Origin of the sequence: Aeoliella straminimaris (assembly GCF_024054565.1) — a bacterium.
Classification (GTDB): domain Bacteria; phylum Planctomycetota; class Planctomycetia; order Pirellulales; family Lacipirellulaceae; genus Aeoliella; species Aeoliella straminimaris.
This window is the reverse complement of sequence record NZ_JAMXLR010000092.1, coordinates 570,586-595,399: the sequence shown is the minus strand read 5'-3', so window position 1 is coordinate 595,399 and position 24,814 is coordinate 570,586. Positions and strand designations below refer to the sequence as shown.

General features: G+C 56.9%; 17 protein-coding genes. 9 read left to right on the top strand and 8 right to left on the bottom strand.

From position 1 onward, the window contains the following. Positions 1-67: 67 nt before the first annotated feature. Complete coding sequence (galK, locus tag NG895_RS28110) at positions 68-1,252, bottom strand: galactokinase (protein ID WP_252855893.1); 1,185 nt, start codon at positions 1,250-1,252, stop codon at positions 68-70. A 280-nt stretch (positions 1,253-1,532) separates the two neighbouring features. Here galK and NG895_RS28105 point away from each other — a divergent pair, with 280 nt between their 5' ends. Continuing rightward, positions 1,533-2,462 carry a sigma-70 family RNA polymerase sigma factor gene (locus tag NG895_RS28105; protein WP_252855892.1) on the top strand — a complete coding sequence of 310 codons (930 nt, stop codon included), beginning with the start codon at positions 1,533-1,535 and terminating at the stop codon, positions 2,460-2,462. A 26-nt stretch (positions 2,463-2,488) separates the two neighbouring features. Here NG895_RS28105 and NG895_RS28100 read toward each other — a convergent pair whose 3' ends face one another. The 4 genes from NG895_RS28100 to NG895_RS28085 all read right to left on the bottom strand — a co-directional run bounded on the left by NG895_RS28100 (position 2,489) and on the right by NG895_RS28085 (position 7,383). After that, positions 2,489-4,015 carry a deoxyribodipyrimidine photolyase gene (locus tag NG895_RS28100; RefSeq protein ID WP_341871481.1) on the bottom strand — a complete coding sequence of 509 codons (1,527 nt, stop codon included), beginning with the start codon at positions 4,013-4,015 and terminating at the stop codon, positions 2,489-2,491. A gap of 135 nt (positions 4,016-4,150) precedes the next feature. Next, on the bottom strand, positions 4,151-5,164 hold the full coding sequence (locus tag NG895_RS28095) for a fasciclin domain-containing protein (RefSeq protein ID WP_252855891.1): 1,014 nt from the start codon (positions 5,162-5,164) through the stop codon (positions 4,151-4,153). Positions 5,165-5,348: 184 nt separating this feature from the next. Then, positions 5,349-6,272 (bottom strand): bile acid:sodium symporter family protein, encoded by a 924-nt coding sequence (locus NG895_RS28090; RefSeq protein ID WP_252855890.1) that lies wholly within the window; start codon positions 6,270-6,272, stop codon positions 5,349-5,351. A 118-nt stretch (positions 6,273-6,390) separates the two neighbouring features. Further along, the gene (locus NG895_RS28085) at positions 6,391-7,383 is read right to left on the bottom strand and encodes an NAD-dependent epimerase/dehydratase family protein (RefSeq protein ID WP_252855889.1); all 993 of its coding nucleotides are present in this window, start codon (positions 7,381-7,383) and stop codon (positions 6,391-6,393) included. A gap of 284 nt (positions 7,384-7,667) precedes the next feature. Between NG895_RS28085 and NG895_RS28080 the strand changes: the two genes are divergently transcribed. The 8 genes from NG895_RS28080 (at position 7,668) to NG895_RS28045 (ending at position 23,328) form a co-directional block, all read left to right on the top strand. After that, a complete protein-coding gene (locus NG895_RS28080; RefSeq protein WP_252855888.1) occupies positions 7,668-8,594 on the top strand; it encodes a cupin-like domain-containing protein in 927 nt (308 codons plus the stop codon). A 731-nt stretch (positions 8,595-9,325) separates the two neighbouring features. Continuing rightward, positions 9,326-10,351: a DUF1559 domain-containing protein gene (locus tag NG895_RS28075; protein WP_252855887.1), complete on the top strand. Its 1,026-nt coding sequence runs from the start codon at positions 9,326-9,328 to the stop codon at positions 10,349-10,351. A gap of 334 nt (positions 10,352-10,685) precedes the next feature. Next, positions 10,686-11,255, top strand: a complete 570-nt coding sequence (locus NG895_RS28070; protein ID WP_252855886.1) for a sigma-70 family RNA polymerase sigma factor — start codon at positions 10,686-10,688, stop codon at positions 11,253-11,255. A 104-nt stretch (positions 11,256-11,359) separates the two neighbouring features. Continuing rightward, positions 11,360-13,075 carry a LamG-like jellyroll fold domain-containing protein gene (locus tag NG895_RS28065; protein ID WP_252855885.1) on the top strand — a complete coding sequence of 572 codons (1,716 nt, stop codon included), beginning with the start codon at positions 11,360-11,362 and terminating at the stop codon, positions 13,073-13,075. A 108-nt stretch (positions 13,076-13,183) separates the two neighbouring features. Continuing rightward, positions 13,184-13,966 carry a PEP-CTERM sorting domain-containing protein gene (locus NG895_RS28060; protein WP_252855884.1) on the top strand — a complete coding sequence of 261 codons (783 nt, stop codon included), beginning with the start codon at positions 13,184-13,186 and terminating at the stop codon, positions 13,964-13,966. Between the two features lie 135 nt (positions 13,967-14,101). Further along, positions 14,102-15,853, top strand: a complete 1,752-nt coding sequence (locus NG895_RS28055; RefSeq protein WP_252855883.1) for a PQQ-dependent sugar dehydrogenase — start codon at positions 14,102-14,104, stop codon at positions 15,851-15,853. A 63-nt stretch (positions 15,854-15,916) separates the two neighbouring features. Further along, positions 15,917-20,059, top strand: a complete 4,143-nt coding sequence (locus tag NG895_RS28050; protein WP_252855882.1) for a LamG-like jellyroll fold domain-containing protein — start codon at positions 15,917-15,919, stop codon at positions 20,057-20,059. 317 nt (positions 20,060-20,376) lie between these two features. Continuing rightward, a complete protein-coding gene (locus tag NG895_RS28045; protein ID WP_252855881.1) occupies positions 20,377-23,328 on the top strand; it encodes a hypothetical protein in 2,952 nt (983 codons plus the stop codon). 167 nt (positions 23,329-23,495) lie between these two features. On the opposite strand, the gene NG895_RS28040 is transcribed toward NG895_RS28045, so the two are convergent. The 3 genes from NG895_RS28040 to NG895_RS28030 form a co-directional block, all read right to left on the bottom strand. Next, entirely contained in the window at positions 23,496-23,696 is a 201-nt protein-coding gene (locus NG895_RS28040; RefSeq protein WP_252855880.1) for a DUF2530 domain-containing protein, read from the bottom strand. A 102-nt stretch (positions 23,697-23,798) separates the two neighbouring features. Beyond that, positions 23,799-24,092, bottom strand: a complete 294-nt coding sequence (locus tag NG895_RS28035; protein WP_252855879.1) for a hypothetical protein — start codon at positions 24,090-24,092, stop codon at positions 23,799-23,801. Between the two features lie 104 nt (positions 24,093-24,196). After that, the gene (locus tag NG895_RS28030; protein WP_252855878.1) at positions 24,197-24,700 is read right to left on the bottom strand and encodes a hypothetical protein; all 504 of its coding nucleotides are present in this window, start codon (positions 24,698-24,700) and stop codon (positions 24,197-24,199) included. Positions 24,701-24,814 lie beyond the last annotated feature (114 nt).

The following is a 24,814-nucleotide window of genomic DNA, read 5'->3' as shown; positions in this document are numbered from 1 at the left end:
GTGTAGGTGGGTATGCGGGGATTGTACACCACAACCGCGGGGGCTTGCGCAAAGAATCCGTGAAGGCTTAGCCTTCGATAATATGCGCCCCCGGACCAGGACGGGTGGTGAACAACGTGGGCTCGATGTTCAGCGTCGTTTGGTACGTTTGGGCAATGCGGTTTGCAACATCCTCTACCGCGTCCGACTCGACGAGGGTCACTGTGCAACCGCCAAATCCGGCACCAGTGAGCCGCGAACCAATCACACCGCTGCCGGGCCCAAGCTGGTGGGCGGTGTCGACCAACAGGTTGAGTTCTTCGCAGCTCACCTCGTAGTCGTCACGCAGCGAGTCGTGGCTGGCGTACATCAGTTCGCCGGCCAGAGCCCAGTTGTTCGACTCCAGCGCCGTCGCCATCTCCTGCACGCGACCAATCTCCGAGATCACGTGACGGGCGCGCCGGAAGACGACTTCCTCCAACTGTTCGGAGAGCTTCTCGAGCATCGGCATCGTGGCATCTCGCAACGCCGTGACGCCCAACTGCTTGGCCGCCGTTTCACACTGCGCCCGACGCAGCGGGTAGGCGCTAGAGGCCAGTTCGCGCTTCACGTTCGAGTTGATGATCAACACGGTGATCTTGGGATTCGTGAACGGGACCTGCTTGGTTTCCAACGATCGACAATCCAGCTGCATCAGGTGGTCGACTTCGCAGGCAGCCGAACTGAACTGGTCCATGATGCCGCAAGGCATACCGACATGGATGTTCTCCGCCCGCTGACAAAGCTTGGCCTTTTCCGAACTTGACATCGACTTGCCGGACGCCGCCTCGACCATGGTGGCCGTGGCCACTTCGAGGGCGGCACTGCTGGAAAGACCTCCCGCTAATGGCACATTGGCGTGAATTGCCGCCCGCAGCGGGCCGCTGGTGTAACCGGCGTCGGCCATCTCTTTCAGCACACCATGGATGTACTGCCCCCAACGCGGCAGATCCTGGGCCGACTCAGCCCCCACCGAGATGGTGCATTCGTCGTCCATGGCGTCGCTGAAGACCTGCAGCGTCTCTCCATCACCTTCCCCCGGCCCGGCCGCGATCACGACGAAGCGCTCGATGGCCATCGGCATCACAAAGCCATCGTTGTAGTCGACATGCTCGCCAATCAGGTTCACCCGCCCTGGCGCCATCACCACCCACTTGGGTGGGTCCCCGAAACGCTGGGTGTAGGTCTGCTTGGCCGAATTGACCATTTCTTCAAGGGGAACAGTCGGGAGCATGGATGGGCTCGAGCTTGAAACAAGGAAACAAAGAGGCAATTCTGCCGCCGCCAGCACTGGGACATCAAATCTACCTGTTGCAAGCATTTCTCTCTAGCGGCGCGGCACGAGCTGGCGGTAAGCCCCTGGTTTCTCTGAGCCCATCCGCCCACATGCGGCACTCCGCATGTGAATGTTTTGAACGTTTTTGGGGTTGCACCCCAAGCCAACCAGGGTATGATTACCCCGAGTGAACGTTTTGGACGTTTTATCCGCTTCCCCGCTAAACAGGTGGAATGTCATGCCAGCGAAGAAAAAATCAATCAAGCCCCGTCCCAAGCCGCTGAGCGAACTCAAGCAACGACTGGAACGGCTTCAAGAACGTCCGATTTCTTTTATCGTCAGTGAACGATTTGGCGAGGATGATCTCACCCCCACCGACCAGTTGGTCGTCGACGTGGAGCAGGGCCTGGAAGTTGCCACCTCATCGGGCGGAGAGGGATTGCCACCGCACCTGCGACGCATGTGTTCGACGCCGCTGCTCTCAATGCAGCAGGAGTACGAACTCTTCCTGCGAATGAACTACTGCAAGTACCACGCGGCTGCCATCGTGGGCAGCGTGAACCCGAACCGCCCGGCACGAGCCAAGCTCGACGAGGCCGAGGAGTATCTCGCTCGGGCCGATCGGCTGCGGAACTACCTGCTCAAGGCCAACACGCGACTGGTGGTTTCGATCGCCCGCAAGTTTGCCGACAACCGCAATTCGTTCGACGACTTGCTGAGCGGAGGTCTGACTTCATTGGTCCGGGCGGTAGAGAAGTTTGACTGCGACCGCGGCTTCCGATTCAGCACTTACGCTACCTGCGCTGTGCGTCGCGACCTGAACCGAGTGGTCAACACCCGGCGTCGTGACTCGCAACGTTTTGCGGCCACTCCGAGTGACGTACTCGAGAGCGTGGCGGAGGATGAATTTCAGCATCCCGGTCAGGCGGTCCAACGGTGGAGACTGCTTAGCCAAGTGCTGGGAGACATGATGGAGCGTCTGGACGAGCGCGAGAAGCGTATCATTCGCGCCCGATTTGGCTTCGACGAAGAGGGGGGCAAAACGTCGTTCAGCCACTTGGGAAAGCGGATGGGAATCTCGAAGGAGCGAGTTCGCCAACTGGCCAATCGAGCGTTGGAAAAACTTCGTGATCACGAGTGCATGGAGCAGCTCCAGGCGCTCAGCTAGCCATCGCCGTCCGCCAGCATCCAAGCTCAGAAAAGCTGTTTCTGAGCGAGGGACTGCTTGGAATACTTTTCCAAATAGCCTTTCACCTTTACCTTGCGGGCTGTATTGTCGCTGCTCATGAAGCGAATCTTGCCAAAGACGTCGCGTTCCGGCCCCCAAGCTCGGTCGTATCGGCCCAAAACCCAGAAGATGCCGCTATAGCTATTGGGGTTACGTCCATCGAGGGCGTATTTGTTGTTTAGTTCGATCATCACATTGAGCGCGTCCTCGGGCGAGGGGGTCCACTCCAAAATCTTCTTGCCCCACAGCATTCGCAGATAATTGTGAATGCGACCTTCGACGAGCAACTGCCGCTGCGCAGCGTTCCACAACTCGTCATGCGTCTCGGCTCGCTCGAACTCCTCTAAAGAGTAGTTGAACTCACGCGAATCGTCGGCATGCTCCGCGAGTGTCTGTCGCGCCCAGTCGGGCAGCGAACTGTAGCGGGAGTAATCGTGTTGGCGTGAACACATGTTGAAGCCCAGTTCCCGCCAAGTGATCAATTCGTCGAGAAACCCTTCTGCCGACTCGCTCATGTTCCACCACCCCGACCGCGCCCCGTTGGCTTTGTTCGCGACATCTCCGGGCTGCCACTTCAACTCTCTGGTAAGCTCGGCAAACACCTGGTGCACCGAGAGGTGCCCGAAGTGCAGGTAGGGCGAGAAGCCGCTACTGGCATCCTTCTCGGGCTCGTTTCGCTCGTCGCCGTAGCGGTCGAGCTTGTCGGAAAGAAACTGCTTCATGCAGTCCAGCGCCGCATGCTCGCCACCGGGCGTCGACGGAACGATCGGCACGTGGTGATCGATGGGAAACTCTGCCAAGCACGAGGAATCCTCAGCCAGCGACTCGACGTCCGCGACGGGCCACTTGTCCGTAATGGGTTTGGACAACTTGATGGGTTTCGGAAGTTTGACGTCAGCCAGCGGATCGGGCTGCGGCAGATGCCCGAAGTGATTGGGCAACTCTTTCTGCAGGTACCGCCGCAGGTCGTACGCGCGGGCGTAAACCTTGTCGGCACTTCGCATCGGTAACAAACCGTTGGAATCGACGGCCTCGAAGCGAACCTGCACCTGACGAGCGGCTGCTCGGAGCATGCGTGGCAGGAAGAAGCAGGGAAAGTCATCGGTAACTACCAGGCAAGCCTCTTCGGCGAGCGCTGCCAGCAAGCCGCTGCCGTCACCGGGTTCTCGTTCCAAATAGGGATAGTACGTTGCGGGACGCTCCTGCAGTGCCTCGCGGTTGTCGCGCATGCCCTGAATGACGAACCAATGCAATCGGTCGCTGGCCCATTTGTAGTCGCATCGCAGTGCCTCGAGCACGACCAGCGGCTTGCCCAGGTCGGCGGCCCACTCGACCGCACGCTGCAGCGAGTAGTTCCAATGCGTCCTGCGAAAGGCCACCATCCAGTACAACACGAAGTCGCCATCGGCCCGGACTTCTTGATCCCCCAGCGTTCGCACGCGAATGTCCGGTACGCTGGGGTCCTCCAATGCAGTATCTGGGTATTTCGCCATCGATTCCAACTCACTACGTAAATGACTGCCACCAGCCTAGACCAAATGCCAACGAAAAACAGGCCGGGCTAACGCGTCCAATACGCGTTAACCCGACCCGAGAGGGGGAAAGTTCGAGTTAGTATCTACTACAACCTACCGGCCGGCATTCGCCAAGGCCTTTGCACGTGCCGCTGCGACAGGGCAGGGCTGTGCAGTCGTCGAAACATGTTGCACGTCCGAGGCACCCTGAGTCGAAGACTGCTGACTGTTGCTCTTAGGAAGCAACACCTTGTCAATCACGTGGATCACCCCGTTCGAGGCGTCGATGTCGGTCTTCAACAACTTCGCGTCATTCACCATAGCCGCATCGCCGTCGACAGCAATGTTGACTTTGCCACCCTGCACGGTGGTAGCTTCGCCAGCCTTCAATGCGTCGGTGCTATATACTCGACCTGGAACCACGTGGTAAGTAAGCACTGCCTTGAGCTTATCTTTGTTCTCCGGCTTCAACAGGCTTTCGACGGTTCCCTCAGGCAGAGCGGCAAAAGCATCGTCAGTGGGAGCAAACACGGTAAGCGGCTTGTCGCCCGAAAGCGTCTCGACCAAGCCAGCAGCCTTGGCGGCAGCGATCAATGTGGAGAAAGCTTTGGCGTCGGCGGCGACCTCCGGAATGCTGCGCGACTCGGGCAGGATTACTGCATCAATGACGTGGATCACACCGTTGTCACACTTGATGTCGGTCTTTACAACAGTTGCCCCGTCGACCGAGACTTTTCCGTCCTTAACGGCAATATCTACGCGTTGCCCGTTGGCAGTGGTTGCACCGCTGAGCTTCGTTACCTTGTCACTGGTGACCTCACCGGGCACTACGTGATACAACAGTACGCCCGCAAGCTGCTTTTTAGCCTGTGGCTTCAACAGGGCGGCCAATTTTTCTTTGGGGATGGCTGCGAAGGCCTCGTCAGTGGGAGCAAACACGGTGAACGGGCCCTCGCCCTGCAAAGTCTCCACCAAGTCGGCGGCTTTGACTGCTTTGACCAGCGTATCGAACTGGCCCGCACTGACAGCCGTTTCGACGATGTCGGCGGCCGAAAGCACGGCCGTGGGAACCATTAGAAGCCCTGTGAGGGCGGCTAAAGCGAAATTTTGACGTTTGATTCGTAACATGACCAAGACTCCTTGAAACAGAATACGGGACTACTGTACGGGGACTGCACCCTTGCAGACGGCGAATGCAATTCGTCTGGCCAGACGACGTTGAACGACAAGCTTGTCTTGCTTGCTTCTGTAGTTCTTTAGGCGCGGCAGGTGCGAGTGGCAACCACGCGAATCAGAAAAAAACGGCCCGAGATCAAACCTCTTCGAGACCGGCCCGCCGCTGACGGGCGAACCGCAGATGGCGACGGCCGGTGTAAAGTAGGCCAAATACGGTCATGGCTCCACCGCCGAATAGCATCGTGTAGAGGGCACCTTGGTGGTAAACGTTCGTGGGCGTGAGTACTCCAAACAAAGGGATCAGCAGGGCAAGACCGAGGTTGCCGTTGCGCATGGAAACTTCAATCCCCTGCGTAAAACCATCGGTGCGAGAATAGCCCAGCAGTTTCGATAGCTCGAACGTGATGATCTGCGAGGCCACGACGAACAGCACGATCACACCAGGAGCAATCCACCCGTACTGGGTGATTTCGATCTGCCCGCCGCCAAGCGCGCCGACCCACACACCGACCAGGGCAATGGTACTGCCCCACACGGCGAGTTTGGCAAAGTGATGGCGGTTCTTGTGCCAGAAGTGGCCAATCGCCATGCCGGCTGCCAGCGGCATCAACAGCAGTATGAAGATGCTCCAGATCGTTCTGTCGAGTGGCATCTGAAAGTGCTCGGGCAACGCCTTGGAGGCGAACAACTCGATCACAATGGGCGTGACAATCAGACAGGTCACCGTCGAGGCACATGTGGCCGTTACCGATAGAGGTACGTTCCCCCGTCCCAAAAAGGTGATGATGTTCGACAGCGTGCCGCTCGGCAATGCCGCCAGCAGCACCAGACCAACACCGATGGCTGGATCGATGGGCATCGTCCGCGCCAACAGCACCGCAAACAGCGGCATCAGCAGAAATTGCAGGGCAAGCACCAGTGCGATGGCCCACGGCCGGCGAAATACCCCCCGAAACTGCCCCACGGTGGTGTTCGCCCCCATGCCCAGCATCGCCAACACCAACTGCAAGTTGTAGAACAACTGCGAGTGCTCGCGATAGAAATCAAGGAAGGACTGCATGGGGTTCGCGACCGTTCAACCGTGGTTCGCCGGGGGCATTCTATAGTGAGTTGGGAAACGTCTCACTGCAAGAACTCCAAGCCATTATAGTCGGACGACCGAACGTACAGCGTGGCGGCTAAGTTCGGTAGGGCTCCAGGGCGATGGGGATGCCTTGTTGGAAATCGACCTTGGGGACGTAGCCGAGGTCGCGTTTGGCCTTTTCGATGGAGTACTCGAGATTCAAGGCCATGAACTTGTAGCGAGGCTTGGTGACCCGGGGAGGGGTGGTCTTGCCTATCACGCGGGCGATCCTGGCCAATGGCTTGATGGCCCTTCTGGCCAGCCAGCACGGCACCCGGCGGGGCATGCGGGCGCCGATGGCTTTGCACACCGTGCCAATGTACTCGTTGCGGTCCACTAGTCGCTCGTCGCGGATATTGTAGATCTGACCGATGGCGGCGGATTTCTCGACGGCCAACATCACGGCATCGGCCAGATTGCCAACGTACAGATTGTCGAGCACCTTGGTGCCGTCGCCGATCATCATCATCATGCCCGAGCGAAGCGTCTCCACTACCCGCGGCAGCACATGGCGGTCGCCTTCACCGTACATGAAACCAGGGCGAATTATCACAATCGGCAGATTGTGTTCGTCGATGTACCGCTGGCAAATCAGTTCGGCCTGGGCCTTGGTAGTAGTATAGCCATCGTAGCCGACGTAGTCGGGCGGCACCGTCTCGTCCTCGCCGAAGTGGTCGCCCCAGCGGTACACGCCCAAGGAACTGATATGGACGAATCGCTCGATCGAGGGGTTATGCTGCCGCACGGCCTCGAGCAGCGTTTCCACGGCGTCCTGGTTGATGGCCTTGTAGTCTTCGAGTGGCCCCCAGTCGCCCACCATACCGGCGGTGTGGACGATGACGTCGACACCCTGGACCAGCGGAGGCGAGGTCTCGGGCTTTGTGAGATCACCGGTAACGAACTCGCACCCCAGGCCCTCGATGGGCGAGGTATCCTCGCCGGGCTCGACCAACGCTCGAATGCGAAAACCTTTCTCCAAAGCGCTTCGCACCACGTGACGGCCAACCATGCCTGTGGAGCCAGTAACGAGCATCAGTTTGTCGGACATCCAAGTACCTTCAAGCTGGCGAATACGAATTTTGGGCGATTTGAGCTATCCGGGCGGAGCCGCCCCCCTCGGCTTGCCGATGTCTTACACCACATTGCGCTTGCGCGGATCTAGCCAGTATCGACTGTCGGCGATGCAAAGCTTTCCCCCCTTTTTGGGCGGCCTGGCCAGCGCCGGCAGCCGCTTGAAATTGGCCGTGGCGCAATGGCGGATCCAACTATAATAGACTCTGCCCAATCCTCCAATCTTGACTATCCACTCTACTCTACGGTGGTACCCGCCCAATGATGATCCCACGAATCGCCGCCACGGATCAGGAACGGTTTTTGGAGGAGTTCTATCACGCCGAGCAGCCCGTGGTGCTGACAGGCACGGTGCAGACTGTGGCGACGGTCGATGAGGTCTGCGAGAAGCTCAATGCACGCATAGTGGAAGACAAAACCGCGTCGCAGCGACTGCTGTGGTACGACGTGCGGCGGGACCTGCTGGATCAGATCTGCTCCACACCAGAAGTGGTGGACGACCTAATGGATCCCGAACAGGCCTTCCTGCGGGAAAACTGTGTCCGCATCTGGTTCAACCCAGGAGGGCACATCACGCCTTGGCACTACGACGGCCACTCACTGCATGTATTCAACCTGCAGCTCAAGGGGCTCAAGCGGTGGACGATCGTCGCCCCCGAGACACCCTTCGCCTGCACGCCATTCTCGCACACCGTGGTTACCAAGATGCCTTCGTTACGCGGCAAGCGGGTGCTGGAGTTCGATCTGGACGAAGGCGACATGCTCTTTCTGCCGCGCTACTGGTACCACTACGTCGAGTCGCACGGCGAGATGAACATCAATGTCAACTGGGTGCTGATGCCCAAAGTGCATGCGGTGCCTTCGCTCACGGCGGTGCGCGAGGCCGAAATGATGTGGCTCAAGGCGCGACTCGACCCGATGCTGCCCGCCGGCGCCAAGAAAACGCTGCACTCCTATGCTGGTGTGGGCAAGCCTGCAGTCGATAAGCTCACCGAAAACGTCACCACGGCGGCAGGACTCGCCCGGCTGGGCAAGGAACTGGCCCGTGTGCCCCTGTGGTCGATCGCCCTACCCGCACACCTCATGAAGCTGCGGGCGCTGTTGCAAACCAAACGTCTGCTGCGCAGCCTACGAGGCAAGCCCGCCAGCAATGCGACCATCGAAACGCCGCGGGTGGTCAATTACTGACCCGCTGAAAGCCCCTCTCCCAGCTCGGAGTTACGGGCAGAGGAAAAGATCTCAGCTCAGTCGGCCAGCTTCTTCAGGTAAATACTGTTTCGTGGTAACTCTCAGCCGGAAACCATGCGGCTACTGCCAGATCCGCCTTCATCAGCGGCCTAACATGAAGGTAACTCAAATCCGGGACTTTGGGTAAGCGGACGCTGCGCAGGCCTCCTAGAATGAATAGCCTTCTTCAACTACCAGCCTCACCGCGTCTCGCTTGAACTCGTCGCTATACGTCGGGCGCTGCCGCTTCGCTTGCTCGTCCATGTTTCGGACCTCCTAAGGGAACCATAATTCCGGCTCCCGGCACTGTCCGAGAGCATTGGGCTATCGCACCGCATATCAGGGACGTCTTCGGCCATCTTTGTCCAATCCCGCTATCGCTCGCGGATCTGGCAAAGAAGCGACGGTTCAACGGCTCCGTCGTCGCCATTTGGGGGGGGGGCCACGGGTATCCTTTGGAAACTGCGTCATTTGCAGCCACCAGAGAAAAATCTCGAAAACTTGTCAGAGTTGTGTTATAAATCCTTCCCGATCGGCAAATACACAATACAGCAACTGCACACGCACGTTGCTCTCATCAGGCGGCGATCGTTCCCCCATTTTCGGCCACCATTCAAGGATGCCCAGACGCCCACCCAAACCGCTCGCGGGCGGCGCATGCGCCCAAGAGTACTGAGCACATGGAGAAGAGAATGTCGCGCTCTCGAATTGGTTTCACATTGGTTGAGCTGCTAGTGGTGATTGCCATTATTGGCATCCTGGTAGCATTACTCCTCCCGGCTGTGCAGTCCGCCCGCGAAGCGGCTCGTCGTACTAGTTGCCAAAACAACCTAAAACAGATGGGAATTGCGCTACTAAACTACGAAAACAGCCATGGCGTACTTCCCGCGGGTCAAACGGACAGCGCCAACTACCATTCGGTAATGGCGCAGATTCTCCCTTATATGGAGCAGGGTAACACGCACGACCAGATCAAATTTGATGCTTTCATTTACGATCTCAACAGTGGCAATCCAACCGCCGCTCAAGCTCGTCCCACTGTGTTCTTGTGCCCTTCCGACCCCCAGCAGGGTGGTGCAGCTTACTCTTGGTCGGGTAGTAACGGCGAGACTTTCATGGGGTGGACGAACTATCACTCCAACGCGGGAAGCTGGGTGCGGATCGCCGGCTGGGACGGCGTTTTCGGCCCCGTGGCCGATACGGCTGGCAAGCCCGCTCTCAAGCCGCTCAAACTGGCCCGTGTGCTCGACGGAACTAGTCACACATCGGCATTCGCCGAGGTAGCCAATGGCTTGGCACCCGATGTGGCATCGGGCCAGGGATCGGGCAGCCCCATTGCCGACTGCTTCGAATTCGGCACGGCACCGAGTGGAGCCCTTCAAACCGTCCAACAGCAATTTTTAGCCAAAGACTGGCGAACAGCCTCTGTTCCGTGGTCTGGAGAATGGCGATTCCGTGGTTATCCATGGATCGAGGGGACCGTATGGCGGACTTGGTACAACCACTTGCTACCCCCCAACTCTGTCTGCTGGCGACCGGGGAGTTGGTGGGAAATTGTGTCTCCTGCGTCCAGTTACCATTCCGGTATTGTCAACATTGTGAGACTCGATGGCGGGGTGGAAAGCATCACCGAAGACATCGACCCGTTGGTTTGGACCGACATGGGCACTCGTGATGGACTGCCTCCCGCACCTCAAGCGGCGGGTCCACGCAGGTAAAGATGTAGTCCGGCGGATGCACGATGTTGGCTAGCGTCCAACATCCGGCGCATGCTTAAGAATTCAAGGCAATATCCCTTCCATGAAATAGGTCTGTGTAGATGGGAAAGACGAAGCATTTTCGCAAGCGGGTTTGCAGTTTGGTGCTGCTGGGCATTCTAGGAATCGGCGGCACTGGTTGCAGTTCCAAACCTGAACCTCCGCCGACGGATGAACAACTTGAAGAGGCTGTTGAAATTCACCAGGAACGCTCTCATCGAGAACAGAGCGAGGGGTAGAAACTGTCTCACAGACTGTCATTGATCGCCCAATCTACCACGTTGCACATTGCCTAATGTCGTCTGCACCTGAACATCCTTCGGAAACCGCAACGGAGCGATTTGCTTCCCGACGCACATTGAATGTGCTTTGGTCGCAAAACCACTTAATGGTGCTCGGCTATATTAGATCAGTAGTCATCGATTTCCATATGGCTGACGACGTGCTTCAAGAAACAGCGGCGGCCGTCGCAGAGAGATTCGACGACTACGACTCTTCACGGCCATTTTTGCCATGGGCGTTGGGCATCGCGCGAAATAAGGTGCTTGTGACGCTACGAGCGAACTCGCGTGATCGATGTGTCTTTGATCACGAGTTGGTGACCCAATTATCGGAGACCTATGCCGAATTGGAGACCAGTAACAACGACGTGCAGGAAGCCCTGAGCGATTGTGTGACGCATCTGCATCGTCGCGCACGCAAGCTATTGGAGCTGCGCTACGTCCGAGATCTTCCTGCTAACGCTATTGCTCAAGCAACCGGCACTACCGCGGGAGCCGCCGGAATGGCTCTTCACCGCATACGAAAGGTCCTCCGAGACTGCGTCCAAAGCAAGCTCGGAACAGCAATGCAGGGGGGTGATTAGTGGCTACGCCCCCAATCGATACTCGAGCGAATGACGACCCTGCTCTTCTCTGCAGCGCCTACCTGGATGGGACATTATCATCCGAGGATGATTTTGCGATATTCGTGAGTTGGCTGAAAAGCAGCCCCAATAGTCGAAAGCAGTTCGCCCACGCGGCCATGCTGCACACCAATTTGCAAGTGGTGATGCAGCACAACGACATGCGGGAGTTCTTCGTCGAAGACAATCTGGCAGACGCCTCATTCCGTATGGTGGATCCACGCAACATACGGATGATGCTGGACGAAGCTGCGGAGGCAGCCGCTAAAGAGTCCAAGAAGGCTGCCAGGGAAGCTGCCGCCATTGCAGCGGCTGCAGCGGCAGAGGCGGAACGACTGCAAGCCGAGGAACAACGCAATGCTCGTCCTCGAAGACCTCCGCCTATCGAGATTCCGCGACCTTTGGCGTATCTAGCGGTTACCGCAATTGCGGCATCATTATTTTTCGCTGTCAGCAGTTGGAAGGAACGCAGTTCCTACCAGACTCAGCAGGCAGCCGTAGGACCTGCAAAGATAGAACCGGTCGCTGCTCCGCCGAGCATCGCAACCGTGGGCAAGTCGATAGATGCTGTTTGGTCAAACGCCAAGGGGGCGATAGGAATGGGCGCTCGGCTGATGCCTGGGCCTGTTCGACTCGATGACGGAATGGCCGAAATTGCTTTGGACGGTGGCGCTCGCGTGATACTCGAAGGGCCAGTTTCGCTTGACCTTCTCTCATCGGGAAGGGTGCGACTAACACAGGGAAGGATGGTGGCCCAAGTGCCGGAGGAGGCGATTGGCTTTACTGTTTCAGCAGGTGGTGCTTCGATCGTTGACTTGGGAACTGAATTTGGGATCGACATGCAGCGTGAGGGTGATTTCGGTGTACACGTTCTGGATGGCGAAGTAGCACTTAAGTTAAAGGAGCGGGCCGAACCTTTGCTTGCAGGGAGTGCCAGAGCAGTCGATGCCTCCGGGCTCGTGTCGCGGGAGATTGAGGCAGACCGCCATACATTCATTCGCAGAGTCCCCGCATCCAGCTACGAGTTAGCAATCCTGAAGAGTCGACCAACGGCATTCTGGCGTCTGAATGAATTTTCCAATGAAACCAGCGTAAAGTCCCTTGGCAGCCTTGAGCTGAGTTCGCCGGCTGGCGCGGGCGCGCATACGGGTGCAGAGAGCCGTCGATCAGAAGCCGACAATAGAGCGTTAGAACTACTCGCTAAACACGATGGAATAAACGTTGGCTACCATCCTGGTTTAGCTTTGGCAAATGGCTTTACCATTGAGGCCTGGGTCGTAACCCCTCCCACGCTGGAGTTGCCGAGCCCAAAGAGAATCATTTCGAGCTTTTCTGAATCTCCTGACTCTGGGTTTGCACTCGGGGTGGCCGGGCACGCATTTGCGGGAAGCAACGACTTTCCATCCATGACGCTGCTGTTTACTTTCTACGGGGTCTACGATTGCTTGGCGAAGGTGGGCTTGCGGCCAAATAATATGTACCACGTTGCGGCGGTGGTAGACGACCAGGGTAAACCGAGTTTATTCATCGATGGCGAGTTAGTTCCAGCGGCTGTTCGAGGATTGGAGTGGCCAGGATACAGACCTGTCCCGGAAATCGTGAGTTCGGACATGCAGGGACTCATCAGCAGAGGTCCTTTGTTCATCGGGCGGAATCCACCTAGCCAGACGGGTATTTATCCTCCGGAATCATGGATCGGTCAGATAGATGAAGTCGCCGTATTCGACAAAGCGCTCAGTGAAGAAGATATCCAATCTCACTATCAAGCGGGTTTAAGGTGAATGAAGACATTGGAGAGGAAAGGCTAGCGAGCGTTAAGAGTAGTCAGCACGGATTTGCCGTCTCGTTCTTTGGGCAGGAAGTGAAAGCACCTGAGGAGTATATGTCTCATGAGAATCCCAACAGTTTTGCTTGCGAGTTTTGCCTGTGCCGCCCTCTCGGCGGTCACCAACGCCGCGATCGTCCAGCCGGTCGCCGTTATCAGTGAAGAGTATGTGTTCAACTCTGCAGCTGACACAATCAACAATGATCGCATGATCACTGCAGTGAACAACGGAGATTCCCTGACAAGTGCGCTAAACGCCACGCACGAGTTCGGTGGCATTTTCGACGGCTCGTTCGTCACAACGGATCCCGGCGGTTTTCCGTCTGACTTCTTCAATAGCTTGCCCAATGACGACACCGACGTTGACATTGTGCTCGACCTCACAGGTGGGGGCGATGCCAGCGTAGGGTCCATCATCCTCTGGAATTATGAGAACTCGGGTGGTTCTCCTGCGACAGCCGCCAATCAGGCCCGCACTATCGAGGTCCGTCTTAACAGCGAAGCGGAGGGGGCAGCGTCATTTGCTGGCGCCGCACAAACGGTCACGCTTCTTCCTGTGTGGGACGCTGACGACGACCCCAGCAACGATTTGGGGGAGGTAAATTCCGCGCAAGCCTTCAGCCTTGGCTCGGCCGTGAGTGCTCGATACGCACTGCTTTCCATCACCGACAACTACGTCGGATTGAACGGAATGACCGGTGGAGGAGACCGGGTTGGGTTCGCCGAAGTTCGGTTTGCTAACGAAACGGTCGTCCCCGAACCAGGCTCCATAACGCTAATTGCACTCTCCCTAGCTGGCGGGTCCTTCCTACGCATCCGCCGACAGCCGATTGGATCGCTGCTTTAGTTCGAAATCGCCGCCCCCTGGCCGCGCCTAGAGGCCAAGGGGGTGGTATGCCTCACTGCATTGCCTACTTTCAGCGCGTCCCTACGGGGGCGAATGTTCGCTGACCATTTGGAACAGCTCTGAGTTACTTGAACCATGTCGAAGTTGAATCAAGCTGTGGCGATCTCAGCGTTGCTTGCCCTCTCGGCAGTAGCCCACGGCCAGATACCGACAGGCAACACGGCAATAAGATTGCAGGAGATTACCACGGGTTTGAGTGGTACGATGCACGTGTCGCCTACGGATCTTGTACCAGTGCCCGATGATAGTGGACGCATGGCGGTAAGCACTATCAACGGCGTAGTGCGTCTCATTGATTCAACCGGCGACTATCTCGACAGCGACATGGCTCCTTTCCTCGACACCCGTGGCGAGGCCAATCGCTACATTCCCGGAAACTTCGCCTTCGGCATGACCGGCATCGCGTTTCATCCCGACTACGCCAACCAAGGCTTCGCAGGATACGGCAAGTTCTACTCCATCATTACGGAAAACCATTTCGAGAGCGGCAGTAGCGACGGCAGCTTACCCGACCTGTTCGATGGCTTGGCTTTATCCGGTGGCGCCCACCACGACGTGCTCGTGGAGTGGACGGCTAGTGACCCAACGCTCGACAATCCAGTGTTCTCCCGGCGTGACGTGTTGGCTATGGAACAGCCGCACGAGAATCACAATGTGACCGACTTGGCATTCGGCCCCGACAGTTTGCTGTACCTGGCCTCAGGAGATGGGGGAAACCCGGGTAGATTTACTGCCCCGCAGGATGTGACGTCCTACATCGGGAGCATGCTTCGCATTGATCCGCTTTCGCCCAGCGAATCGGGCAACCGTAGCACGTCAGGTAGTTTCATTACTAGCGACAATGGCAGCTACAGTATTCCTACGACCAATCCAGGTGTTGGCGTTCCAATCGAAGTCGAAGAAGCTTACGCCTACGGTTTCCGCAGCCCCTATCGATTTAACTTTGACGCTGTAACAGGGGAGCTCTTCCTGGGAGACGTAGGCGAGTCCACGCGCGAAGAAGTCAGCATTGTAACCTTGGACGGCAACTATGGCTGGGGCCGTTTTGAAGGTAGTGTCGAACGCGATCCAGGTGTTGTATTAGTCGCGGGGACCTCTCATACTCCACCGGTTTTCGAATATGGAAGGTCCGATGGCGAGACCGTGGTCGGCGGGTTCGTCTATCGCGGCTCGGAGATTCCCGAACTTGAGGGCCAGTACATTTTCGCAGAGTTCGGGCGTCAAGTAGCGGCAGGACAAATCCCGACGCCGGCTCGCTTGTTCGCCGGAGATCCTGCCACAGGAGATATCGAGGAGCTCTTTATTGATATTTCTGGCGAGCAGCTCTCTGAAGATGATGGCAGCGGCAATCTTACTAGCCGTCAGTTCATTTTGAGTATTGGCCAAGATTTGTCAGGCGAACTCTACCTGGTCGTTGGAGATGACCCTCAGTTTCCGCGCGCCCTTGAGCCGGATGGCCGGATACTGAAGATCGTTCCTTCGGTTGGTATCGGCGTTCCTGGCGACGTGAATGGGGATGGCTTCGTGAACGGTGACGGTACCGGATTGCCGGAAAGCGACGATGTATCCGCCTTCATTCTGGGCTGGGGTACCTCTGGCCATCAAACTCAACTCGAACAGATCCGCAACGGCGACCTCAACCTCAACGGTGTAACCGACTTCGGCGACTGGTACATCCTGCGAACCTATCATGAAACGAACCTTGCTGGCATTGATTTTGAATATCTGGTCGGCGTTCCTGAACCATCGTCCTTCAGCGTGCTCTTGCTGGGAGTAGCAACCACCTGTGTCCTTACTCACAAGTCGCGCCACGCCCCTTTTACTTAGAAAAGACGTGCTCACCTGATCCACTGCCGCATTCGGCTCCCATTGAACTTGGAGACTCTTACGATGACGACAAGAAGACTGCTTTGGATTTGTTGTATGTTTGCCTGGTTGTCTCCTCCAGCGTTGGGTGTTCTGGTCACACCGACGAGCATTACGCACACCGGCACAGCTGTCGAGTTCTTCACCGAGGAAGTTCATTTGATCGACGGCAGCGGCTTGAGTGGCCCCCTCGACCCCAGCGGACTCAACATTGGTTCGGTCACGCACGGAAACGCCAGCCAAGACACCGCCTGGGTGACGGACGCTCCAAACGGTGGCGCCGGCGACTACTTCGATCCGGCTAGTGGTACCGTGGTGTTTGAGATGGATTTGGGTGGTACCTTTAATCTAACCGATCTCGTGAGCTGGCCCTATAACTTCGGTGCTGCGAACGGGAACACACTAAGTGCGGCCACACTTGAGTTCTCGACGAATGGAGGAACATCGTACAGTAGCTCTCAAAATGTGATGATTCCTCTTAATGCTGCTATGCCTGCGAATGCAAACATCGTTCCATTCACGCCGACTGACGCAAACTTCATTCGCATGACTGTGACCGATAACCACTTGGAAGGCGCCCCAGGCGGGGACCGTGCAGGGTTGGCCGAAATTCGATTTCTCGATTCAGTGGACCTCGGAACACTGTCTTTGATCGTTGACCGAGACAGCGGCCAAATGTCCTTGGATAATGGCACTGCCTCGGACATCGAGATCGCTGGATTTGGCATCAACTCCGCTTCCGGATCGCTCGAATCTATGAACTGGAACTCGATTGCGACGAACCTCGACGCCGCTTCGAACGGTGGCGATGAATCTATCTCGAGCGATAAGTGGGTAGTATTTTCCAGCACCGCGTACGACCTCAGCGAAGGGACCACTGGCGTGGGAACATTACCCAACTCGAGTTCTAGCAATAGTTCTATCGACCTGGGCATGACCTGGATACAAAACCCTACCGAAGACGTGGAAGCAGTGTATCTGGACGCCAACACTGGAGAAACCGTGCCTATCATCGTTCAGTACACCGGCACTATCTATGAAGAGGACCCCATCAAAGCTGGCGACTACAACGCCGATGGCGTGGTAGATGCCTCCGATTGGCCGATCTACAAAGCTGGCTATCGGGCCGACCTTTCCGAACTCTCCCCAGCACAGGCATACCTCATGGGCGATTTGAACGGCGACGGCATCAATAACTCCACCGACTTTGGCCTCTTCAAAGCCGCTTGGGAAGCCGACAATCCTGGTATGTCATTTTCGAACATGATTGGCGGGGCCGCCGTGCCGGAACCCGGGTGTATGGCACTTCTGGCAATTGGCCTTGCTTGTTTTGGTGTGGTGCGGACAACAAAGATGCGGCAAGCAATGTGCGCGATTATCTGTTTGTCGCTAGTGTCGCTTGGATCACAAGCCCGCGCCGAATTGCCGAGTTTGGTGTCGCATTGGGACCTGGATGCAAATGCAAATGATGCATTTGGCAGCAACAACGGGGCAGCCACCAATGTGACCTACGGAGCAGCTGGTGCCAATGCCAACACGGGTACGTCAGCCACCTTCAATGGAACCGACAGTACCATCACCGTTCCGTTCAGTCCTGACCTGAATCCGGAAAGCTTCACCGTTTCACTATGGACCCGGCCGACCGACACTACTGGTTATCGCTCCCCGATCACCAGTCGAGACGACTTTGAGGCCGGCGTCGAGACCCATGGTTACATCGTCTACATCGACCCGGCAGGACAGTGGAGCTTCTGGACTGGAGACGGAGATCCAGGGTGGGCCACCATCAATGATGGTGCCGCTACTGCTGATGCTTGGACGCACGTAGCCATCGCGTTCGATGCGCAGTCTGGGGTCAAGTCTTTCTACATCAATGGAGCCAACGTTGGCTCCTCCTCTACGCAAGGCTACAGTCCTAATGGCACCACGGAAATGGAAGATCTGCATATCGGTTCCGGATCAGATCCAGGAACGAGTTTCTACTTCCAGGGTGATATAGACGATGTAGGAGTGTTCAGCGGTGTCATGTCTCCCACCGAAATTCAAAATGTTGCAACCAACGGCGTGGCAGCGTTTGACCTTTTGAGAATGGAGTTGCGCGTTGATCCAGCAACCGGTACGAGTACTTTGTATAACGCAACGGGTGGTGACATCGATCTCGATCAGTACGAGATTCTGAGCCCAACGGGGGCCATCAATTTTTCCGGTTGGAATGATATCGAAAGCAATGGCCAAAGCGGTCTGCCTCAGGGAGACGGCACGGGTAACGGCTGGGAGGTGTTGGGCACACCTAGCTCAAGCTACGTGGGAGAAGGCTTTCTACAGGGTGCCACCACTTTGGCGGCCAATGCGTCTATTCCACTAGGCAATCTGTTTGACACCAGCATGGATCAGGACCTGGAATTCTACTATCGCACTGCTGATGGAACGCTCACCGAGGGCGTCATTGATTACGAGGTGTTGCCCGCAGTTGCGGGCGACTACAACGGTGACGGTACCGTAAATATCTCTGATTACACCGTGTGGCGTAACAATCTGGGTGCAAGCGACGAATCCGCGTTTAAGCCGGGGACTGGCAACGGTGGCGGAATCGATGCGAGCGACTACACCTTCTGGAAAGAACGATTTGGTAACACCGCAGGTAGCGGTAGCTTAGCCAACGCCGCTTCGCAGGTGCCTGAACCGTCAACCTTTATACTGCTGTCCGGGTTGACTCTCGGCTGCGTACTGGCGTGGAAACGCCAGCTAGTAGGAGGCACAACCATGAAGTCGTGCAAGAACGTACAGGGCTTGCCCCTGATGCTGATCGTCGCTTGGGTGGTACTGGGCAGCACCACCCAGGCGGCGGTTTCTAATGATCGGGCTTACTTGTTTGGCGATCCGGGTTCCGCGGACGCCACACTGACACCTCCGGATGTCGACACCGCTGCAAATGTTGGCAACGGCAACCCCCTCGGATTTGTCATTGCGGGCAGTTCGCAGACCGGCGACGATATTGGTCCAAGTGGAGCTTATCTGGACTTAACCGTCGCGGGAGATCCTCGGTACGCCGACGTATCGGCAATGGGGCGTCCGGGGGCTAGTGGCGGTGATTTTGGAGCTCGCTTCGATGGCATCGACGACTATCTGTTTGGAATCCCCCTAAATCGCCCCGACGAACTTGGATTGATTCTCGGCGACTATCCGATCAACTACACCGGTATCACGGGACGTGGCATTCAAGCGTGGGCATATCCCACTGCGTCTGCCATCGGTTCCCCCCAGTCGCCGACCACTTACCAGAGTATTGTCTTCGATACGATCTTCAGCGGGGGACCAGCCATCAACGCGCAAGGGCAGTGGACTCAGTCGAGTTCCTTCCACGTCGACGGCGCGAGCGGAGTGGGCGCAGTCCCTGCGAGCGGAGATCCAGTTGTGGGAGACACTTGGTACCACCTCATGCACCACAACTACATCGACGGTGCCCCAGGGAGTCCGCAGATTGTTTCGGGATCGGGCGCCGCTCGGCCATTTACCAGTGTGCTGTTCGTGGATGGTTTAGCAGTATCGGCCAACAACGATAACATCAATACAGGGGGCGACCCAGCGTTTGTCGGTCGACTTGTGGTTGGTGGAGCAGAAGTCAACGGTGACGGGTTGTCTTCAGTGTACGGAAACTACTTTGACGGAGTTGTGGACGACTTGGAGATGTACGTCTACGGAGACAACACTTCCGAAGGTGGTGAGAACTACGGCACTTTCGACCTGTTTGCCGACAATGAATGGATCGCTGACCAAATCGCTAACGATCCCGTGCTGCAGGGGACATTACTGCCAGGTGATGCGAACAAGGACGGCGTTGTAAACGGCGACGGCTCGGGCGATCCGGCCTCGGATGACGTGGCTGCGTTCGTGGCGGGATGGGGCACCGCCAATATCCTGCAGGGTGCCCACAACCAGATTGCAGTCGGTGACTGGTTGAGCTGGGAAGCTGGCGACTTCAACCATGACGGAGTCACCAATTTCACCGATTGGTACATGCTCAGAGCGAACCACGCCTCACCTGCCAGTCTAGACCTGGGAGAACTGCTTGGTGGTGGAACGCAAGTACCCGAGCCTGGTTCTCTGATGATGACTTGCGGTCTATTGGCTGCCTTGGGGGTGGGCTTCCGCCTCCGCCAAGTATAGGTGTCAGCGTCAAAATTGGTCAGTGACTTACCAAGTAGCAGTTGCTTCAGCGTGGCAGTAACAGACGCCACCTAGGTAACTGCTACTTCCTTTTGGGCGTTCATTATTGGCGGGCGTCAAATCCTGACAATGAGCTTCCTAGCGAACACGCCTGAGAGCGAGAGAACGACCCTCCAGTCATTTGCTTGTGGCATTGCCTCCAAACCACAATCAAATCTTCGCGGCCGGATCTCCCCCTCGAACGCATCAAATGTTAATGCACGGCGTCTTGCAGGCAGACCAGGCTTGGTTACATACGAATTCAGCAGGTGATCGCCATGAAGAATCTCTCACCGTCACCACGAATCTTCCATTTTGTTGTCCTTTGTGGATTCGCCCTCTGCCAGTCATCGACAACTTGCTGGAGCCAAGAGGCCCCGCCCAAGGACTTTCTCATCGACGCATCTTCGTATGTGGCCGAAGTGGTTCGTGATGAGGAGAATGACACGCTGTGCATGGAAAACGGCTTGGTACGGCGTGCGTGGAAGCTGGCGCCCAATGGTGCATGCGTGGCGCTGGACAACCTGATGACGGGGCAGTCGATGCTTCGCTCGGTCCGGCCTGAAGCGAAGATCACGGTCGACGGAATCTGCTATGACGTGGGAGGTCTGGTTGGTCAGCCCAATCACGCCTATCTGACCGAAGATTTCCTCGCCGCCATGCAATCCGACCTAAAGGCGATGCAACTTGAGAACGTTGTAGTAGGGGAGCCGACAGAACGCTTCCATTGGAAACGACGGCGCCATCATGCACCCAATATTCATTGGCCGCCGCCGGGCGCATATGTTCGCTTCGATTACGCATTGAGCTCATCGGGCCAGAAGCAGATCGACCGAATCGTCAGGGGAGGGGGGGGCGAAACGAAAAAGTGGTTGGGGGGACGCGACAACCAAACCGGGGGCTACGCACCGCCCAGCGACTTAGGGCGCAAAAGACTGATCTTGGACCAATTCGAGTCGCTCGATGGCTGGCAGGTTCAGGTCTCGACAGCAAATCCACGTAGTTCAATTGAAAACGAGGGCAAGCCGGGCGAAATTTATACGCCCGCAAACACGGCCGCCTATCTTGAGCGGGAGTTTCCCAAGGATGCCGAGATCGTCGAAGTAACCCTTGATGTTGGGACAGATACCTCGTCCAGTTGGGGACCTGGCATCGCGGTGGTATACGCAAACCGGACGCTTAAGTTCAATATCCGCCCGCGAGGCAACGCGTACGATAACTACCCTCTCCTCGGCTTGTGGGACGGGCAGCGGGAAAATCCTCGCCTGGGCGGAAGGATGCGACTGGATACCTCCAAACCTTGGACACTGCGGTTGCGGCTCGAAGGCCGCACCGTTTACTGCGATGCAAAACCGGAGGAGGGCGCGTGGAAGAACTACGGCAAGGCCGCGCTGCCGAAAAACGCCGGCGCACCATTAACCGTCCGAATTGGCAAAATGGACCAAGCGGGCGGAAATAGCGACCACGCTGATGCTGGTGATATCGGTCGACTGCGACTTCTTCGGTTTTCGGCCTATGGACCGATCAATGTTGCCGGCATGGCAGAGCTGCAGAAGACCATCGACCAGTCACGCCAGATCCGCGTGAGCGTACACTACGAGCTCTACGACGGGATCCCGGCCTTCAGTAAGTGGATCACCGTTTACAATGGCAGCGATCGCGAAGTGACAGTCGATAGTTTTGCAGCTGAAGAGCTTGCCCTTGTCGAGCACTCCAACTGGGTTGAATATCGCGATGGCGTCGCAATCCCCAATCCAGACTACCTGCACGTGGAGACCGACTTTGCCTTCGGAGGATTTAATTCCGCGAACGCAAATCGGCACGTCGTGCATTGGCGGACCGACCCGCTGTACACCACTCAGGTGAATTATGCGAGACAGACTCCTTGCCGACTCGTGGTGGAACCAACTTACGGTCCGGCTCAGAAGGTTGCAGCGGGCGAAGAGTTTAAGTCGTTCCGTGTCTACGAACTGGTCTACGACGATGGCAATCGCGAACGCCGCGGCCTTGCGCTGCGGCGGTTCTATCGCACGCTCGCGCCTTGGGTCACCGAGAACCCCGTCACCCATCATCTGTTGAGTCATGACCCCGAGCGAGTCCGTCAGGCAATCGATGAGGCGGTCGCAGTCGGCTTCGAGGCGATCATCCTCTCGTTCGGCAGCGGCTTCAACATGGAGCAGCGCGATCAACAGTTCCTGCGGACTTGGCGGGAAGTGGCCGACTATGCCGAAGAGCAAGGTATCGAACTCGGATGCTACTCGCTCTTCTCCTCTCGCGGGGTGGCGGCGGAGGACATGATTGTCTCCCCCGACGGACAGCGACCGACGCATGGACAATGCCCTGCCGTGACGTCGCCCTGGGGACAGCACTGGCTGGCAACCATGCGAGACTTCTACCAAGCGACGGGATTCGACCAATTCGAAAACGATGGCCCTTACCCGGGCGATGTGGACGTCACGTCACGGCCGCCGTTGCAGCAGGGAGTGCTCGACTCGCGTTGGCTGCAATGGCGAGACACCGTAGAGCTGTATCGCGACCTGCGAGGCATGGGCATCTACATTAACGCACCGGACTATTATTACCTGAATGGTACAAACAAATGTGGCATGGGATATCGTGAGGTCAATTGGTCGCTCCCCCGCGCCCAACAGGTGATCCACACACGGCAGAACATCTACGATGGCACCTGGAAAAAGACACCCAGCATGGGATGGATGTTCGTGCCTCTCTCGCAATACCATGGCGGCGGAGCCGCAGCCACCATCGAACCACTTCACGATCACCTCGACCACTATCGGCGCATGCTACAATCGAACTTGGGCATGGGCGTTCAAGCCCACTACCGCGGCCCCCGCCTGTTCGACAGCCCCGAAACCAAGGAGCTTGTGAAAGAGCAGGTCGACTGGTTCAAGCAGCATCGAGACATCCTTGAATCGGACATCGTCCACGGTCGGCGCGCCGATGGTCGCGATCTCGATTGGGTACTGCACGTTAATCCCAAACTGGAAACTCCAGGGATGCTGTGCGTCTACAATCCACTCGACCGTGAAGTGACCCGACACCTTAGCCCCAGCATCTATTACACAGGGTTAAACCAACGCGTCATGGTCCGCGCTGGGGACGGGCGGCAGATTGAACTGGATGTCGACGACCGTCACCGGGTGACCATAGAAGTCACGGTACCAGCAGGCGGGATGTCCTGGTACACAATAAATCCAAGTACACCCTGAACACGAGTCGTCGCCCACCGCGCCCCCAAAGGCGGCCTGTTGCTCACCTAGCAAGTGACGTCTTGCGAGTGGTGCTCGAAACCGTCAACTCTGCAAACTGCATGGTAGCTCAGCTTGCCTTTGGGCGTGAGTTCTTAGCCAGACGCTACAGGGAAAGTTTTCGTTGGTTACGAATCACTTGGTTCGGAGGATGAATTCGTTTTGCTCTGTTTCCAGCGAAATATCGGATACGCAATGAGCCCAGCGCCGATTCCTCCCACAATTACAAACAACCAACTAGGTTCCTCACCTCGAAAGTAGTTGCCAGCAACTTCGCCAACAACCATGCCAATGCCGATGGCAACTGCGGGGAAGATTGGTTTGTTCATCCTCTTTGTTCCTCCGATCCGGACCGGTACAGAATGATTCCATGTGCGACTGGAATCAGGTAGGGACTTTATTCGTCCGACCGCACCAGGAAATCACTCTGGTCAACCGGCGCTGTAAACAATTGCGCCCAGTAGTGGCAGTGCCATCAGTACAAACACGATGATCGCGATCACTCTAATTCGCAGGCTGAACTGTCTGAGGATTCGGCTGAAGGCCAACCCGACCAGGGCTCCGATTCCGGTAGACAGGGCTATTCCGAGCATGTCCGGGTTTGGACTCCTGAATGCTAGGCCCAGCCCGAGAACGGCGCCGAGTACGATTGCGACATCGGCGGTGAGCAATTGTTGAATCAGGGTAGTTTTCGAAGTCGCGATCTGCTGAGTGTTGTGATTCATACTCCGATCACTCGGTGCTTACCGGGAGGTGGACGACGTGAATCTTGTAAGTCGTCGCCTAACTGAAGTGTCCACTGTCTCCATGGCGATCATCCCTAGTGTTTTCAGTCGGTAGTCTGGCCCGCAGTTCGTTCGGGTAGCAGAATCAAAATGACAAGTCCGACCACGCCGAGCAGTCCCAACAGCCCATAGGCCTGTGCGTAGCCTTTACCCAGCGCATATTTCATTGTGCCCCACGTAAATGTAGCGACACCGGGAACCATGAGTGTCAGAGCGGTACCAAGGTTGTCAGGCCATTGGGTTGCGGCCAATAAACCGGCACATTGAAGCGCATAGCCAATACCAATCCCGGTGTTCACTTGTTTTCGCAATTCCGGGGTCATGTGAGCAGTAGTGCCTTTTACGGCGTAAAGGAACAAACCGACACCTGCCAGCGTCAACACCAAACCCGCCAAGAGATAGCCATAGATGTACTGGTCGTCACTCGCCGACAGTGAATACCTTCGAGGATCGCTCAGGGAGGCGAGGCCAAGTCCCACCAAGCAACACAGGATGCCAATCGTGACTTCGCCGACGAACCACAAATACTTGGAGTCGTTGAGTTTCATAATTGAGAACTGCGATTGATGAGGAAGTCAAGCTATGCCACTTCTCGCCTCTGATGCGATAGTCTCACCGCTTGCGAAACAGGAGCACACTCAGCACGGCGCCAAGGGCGGCGG

What these genes read in the sequence shown, in the direction of transcription:
- NG895_RS28080 (WP_252855888.1), top strand. Translation starts at nt 7,668, where the DNA reads ATGATGATCCCACGAATCGCCGCCACGGATCAGGAACGGTTTTTGGAG.
- NG895_RS28105 (WP_252855892.1), top strand. Translation starts at nt 1,533, where the DNA reads ATGCCAGCGAAGAAAAAATCAATCAAGCCCCGTCCCAAGCCGCTGAGC.
- NG895_RS28085 (WP_252855889.1), bottom strand. Translation starts at nt 7,383, where the DNA reads ATGTCCGACAAACTGATGCTCGTTACTGGCTCCACAGGCATGGTTGGC.
- NG895_RS28035 (WP_252855879.1), bottom strand. Translation starts at nt 24,092, where the DNA reads ATGAATCACAACACTCAGCAGATCGCGACTTCGAAAACTACCCTGATT.
- NG895_RS28100 (WP_341871481.1), bottom strand. Translation starts at nt 4,015, where the DNA reads ATGGCGAAATACCCAGATACTGCATTGGAGGACCCCAGCGTACCGGAC.
- NG895_RS28045 (WP_252855881.1), top strand. Translation starts at nt 20,377, where the DNA reads ATGAAGAATCTCTCACCGTCACCACGAATCTTCCATTTTGTTGTCCTT.
- NG895_RS28070 (WP_252855886.1), top strand. Translation starts at nt 10,686, where the DNA reads ATGTCGTCTGCACCTGAACATCCTTCGGAAACCGCAACGGAGCGATTT.
- NG895_RS28090 (WP_252855890.1), bottom strand. Translation starts at nt 6,272, where the DNA reads ATGCAGTCCTTCCTTGATTTCTATCGCGAGCACTCGCAGTTGTTCTAC.
- NG895_RS28050 (WP_252855882.1), top strand. Translation starts at nt 15,917, where the DNA reads ATGACGACAAGAAGACTGCTTTGGATTTGTTGTATGTTTGCCTGGTTG.
- NG895_RS28030 (WP_252855878.1), bottom strand. Translation starts at nt 24,700, where the DNA reads ATGAAACTCAACGACTCCAAGTATTTGTGGTTCGTCGGCGAAGTCACG.
- NG895_RS28095 (WP_252855891.1), bottom strand. Translation starts at nt 5,164, where the DNA reads ATGTTACGAATCAAACGTCAAAATTTCGCTTTAGCCGCCCTCACAGGG.
- NG895_RS28055 (WP_252855883.1), top strand. Translation starts at nt 14,102, where the DNA reads ATGTCGAAGTTGAATCAAGCTGTGGCGATCTCAGCGTTGCTTGCCCTC.
- NG895_RS28040 (WP_252855880.1), bottom strand. Translation starts at nt 23,696, where the DNA reads ATGAACAAACCAATCTTCCCCGCAGTTGCCATCGGCATTGGCATGGTT.
- NG895_RS28060 (WP_252855884.1), top strand. Translation starts at nt 13,184, where the DNA reads ATGAGAATCCCAACAGTTTTGCTTGCGAGTTTTGCCTGTGCCGCCCTC.
- galK (WP_252855893.1), bottom strand. Translation starts at nt 1,252, where the DNA reads ATGCTCCCGACTGTTCCCCTTGAAGAAATGGTCAATTCGGCCAAGCAG.
- NG895_RS28075 (WP_252855887.1), top strand. Translation starts at nt 9,326, where the DNA reads ATGTCGCGCTCTCGAATTGGTTTCACATTGGTTGAGCTGCTAGTGGTG.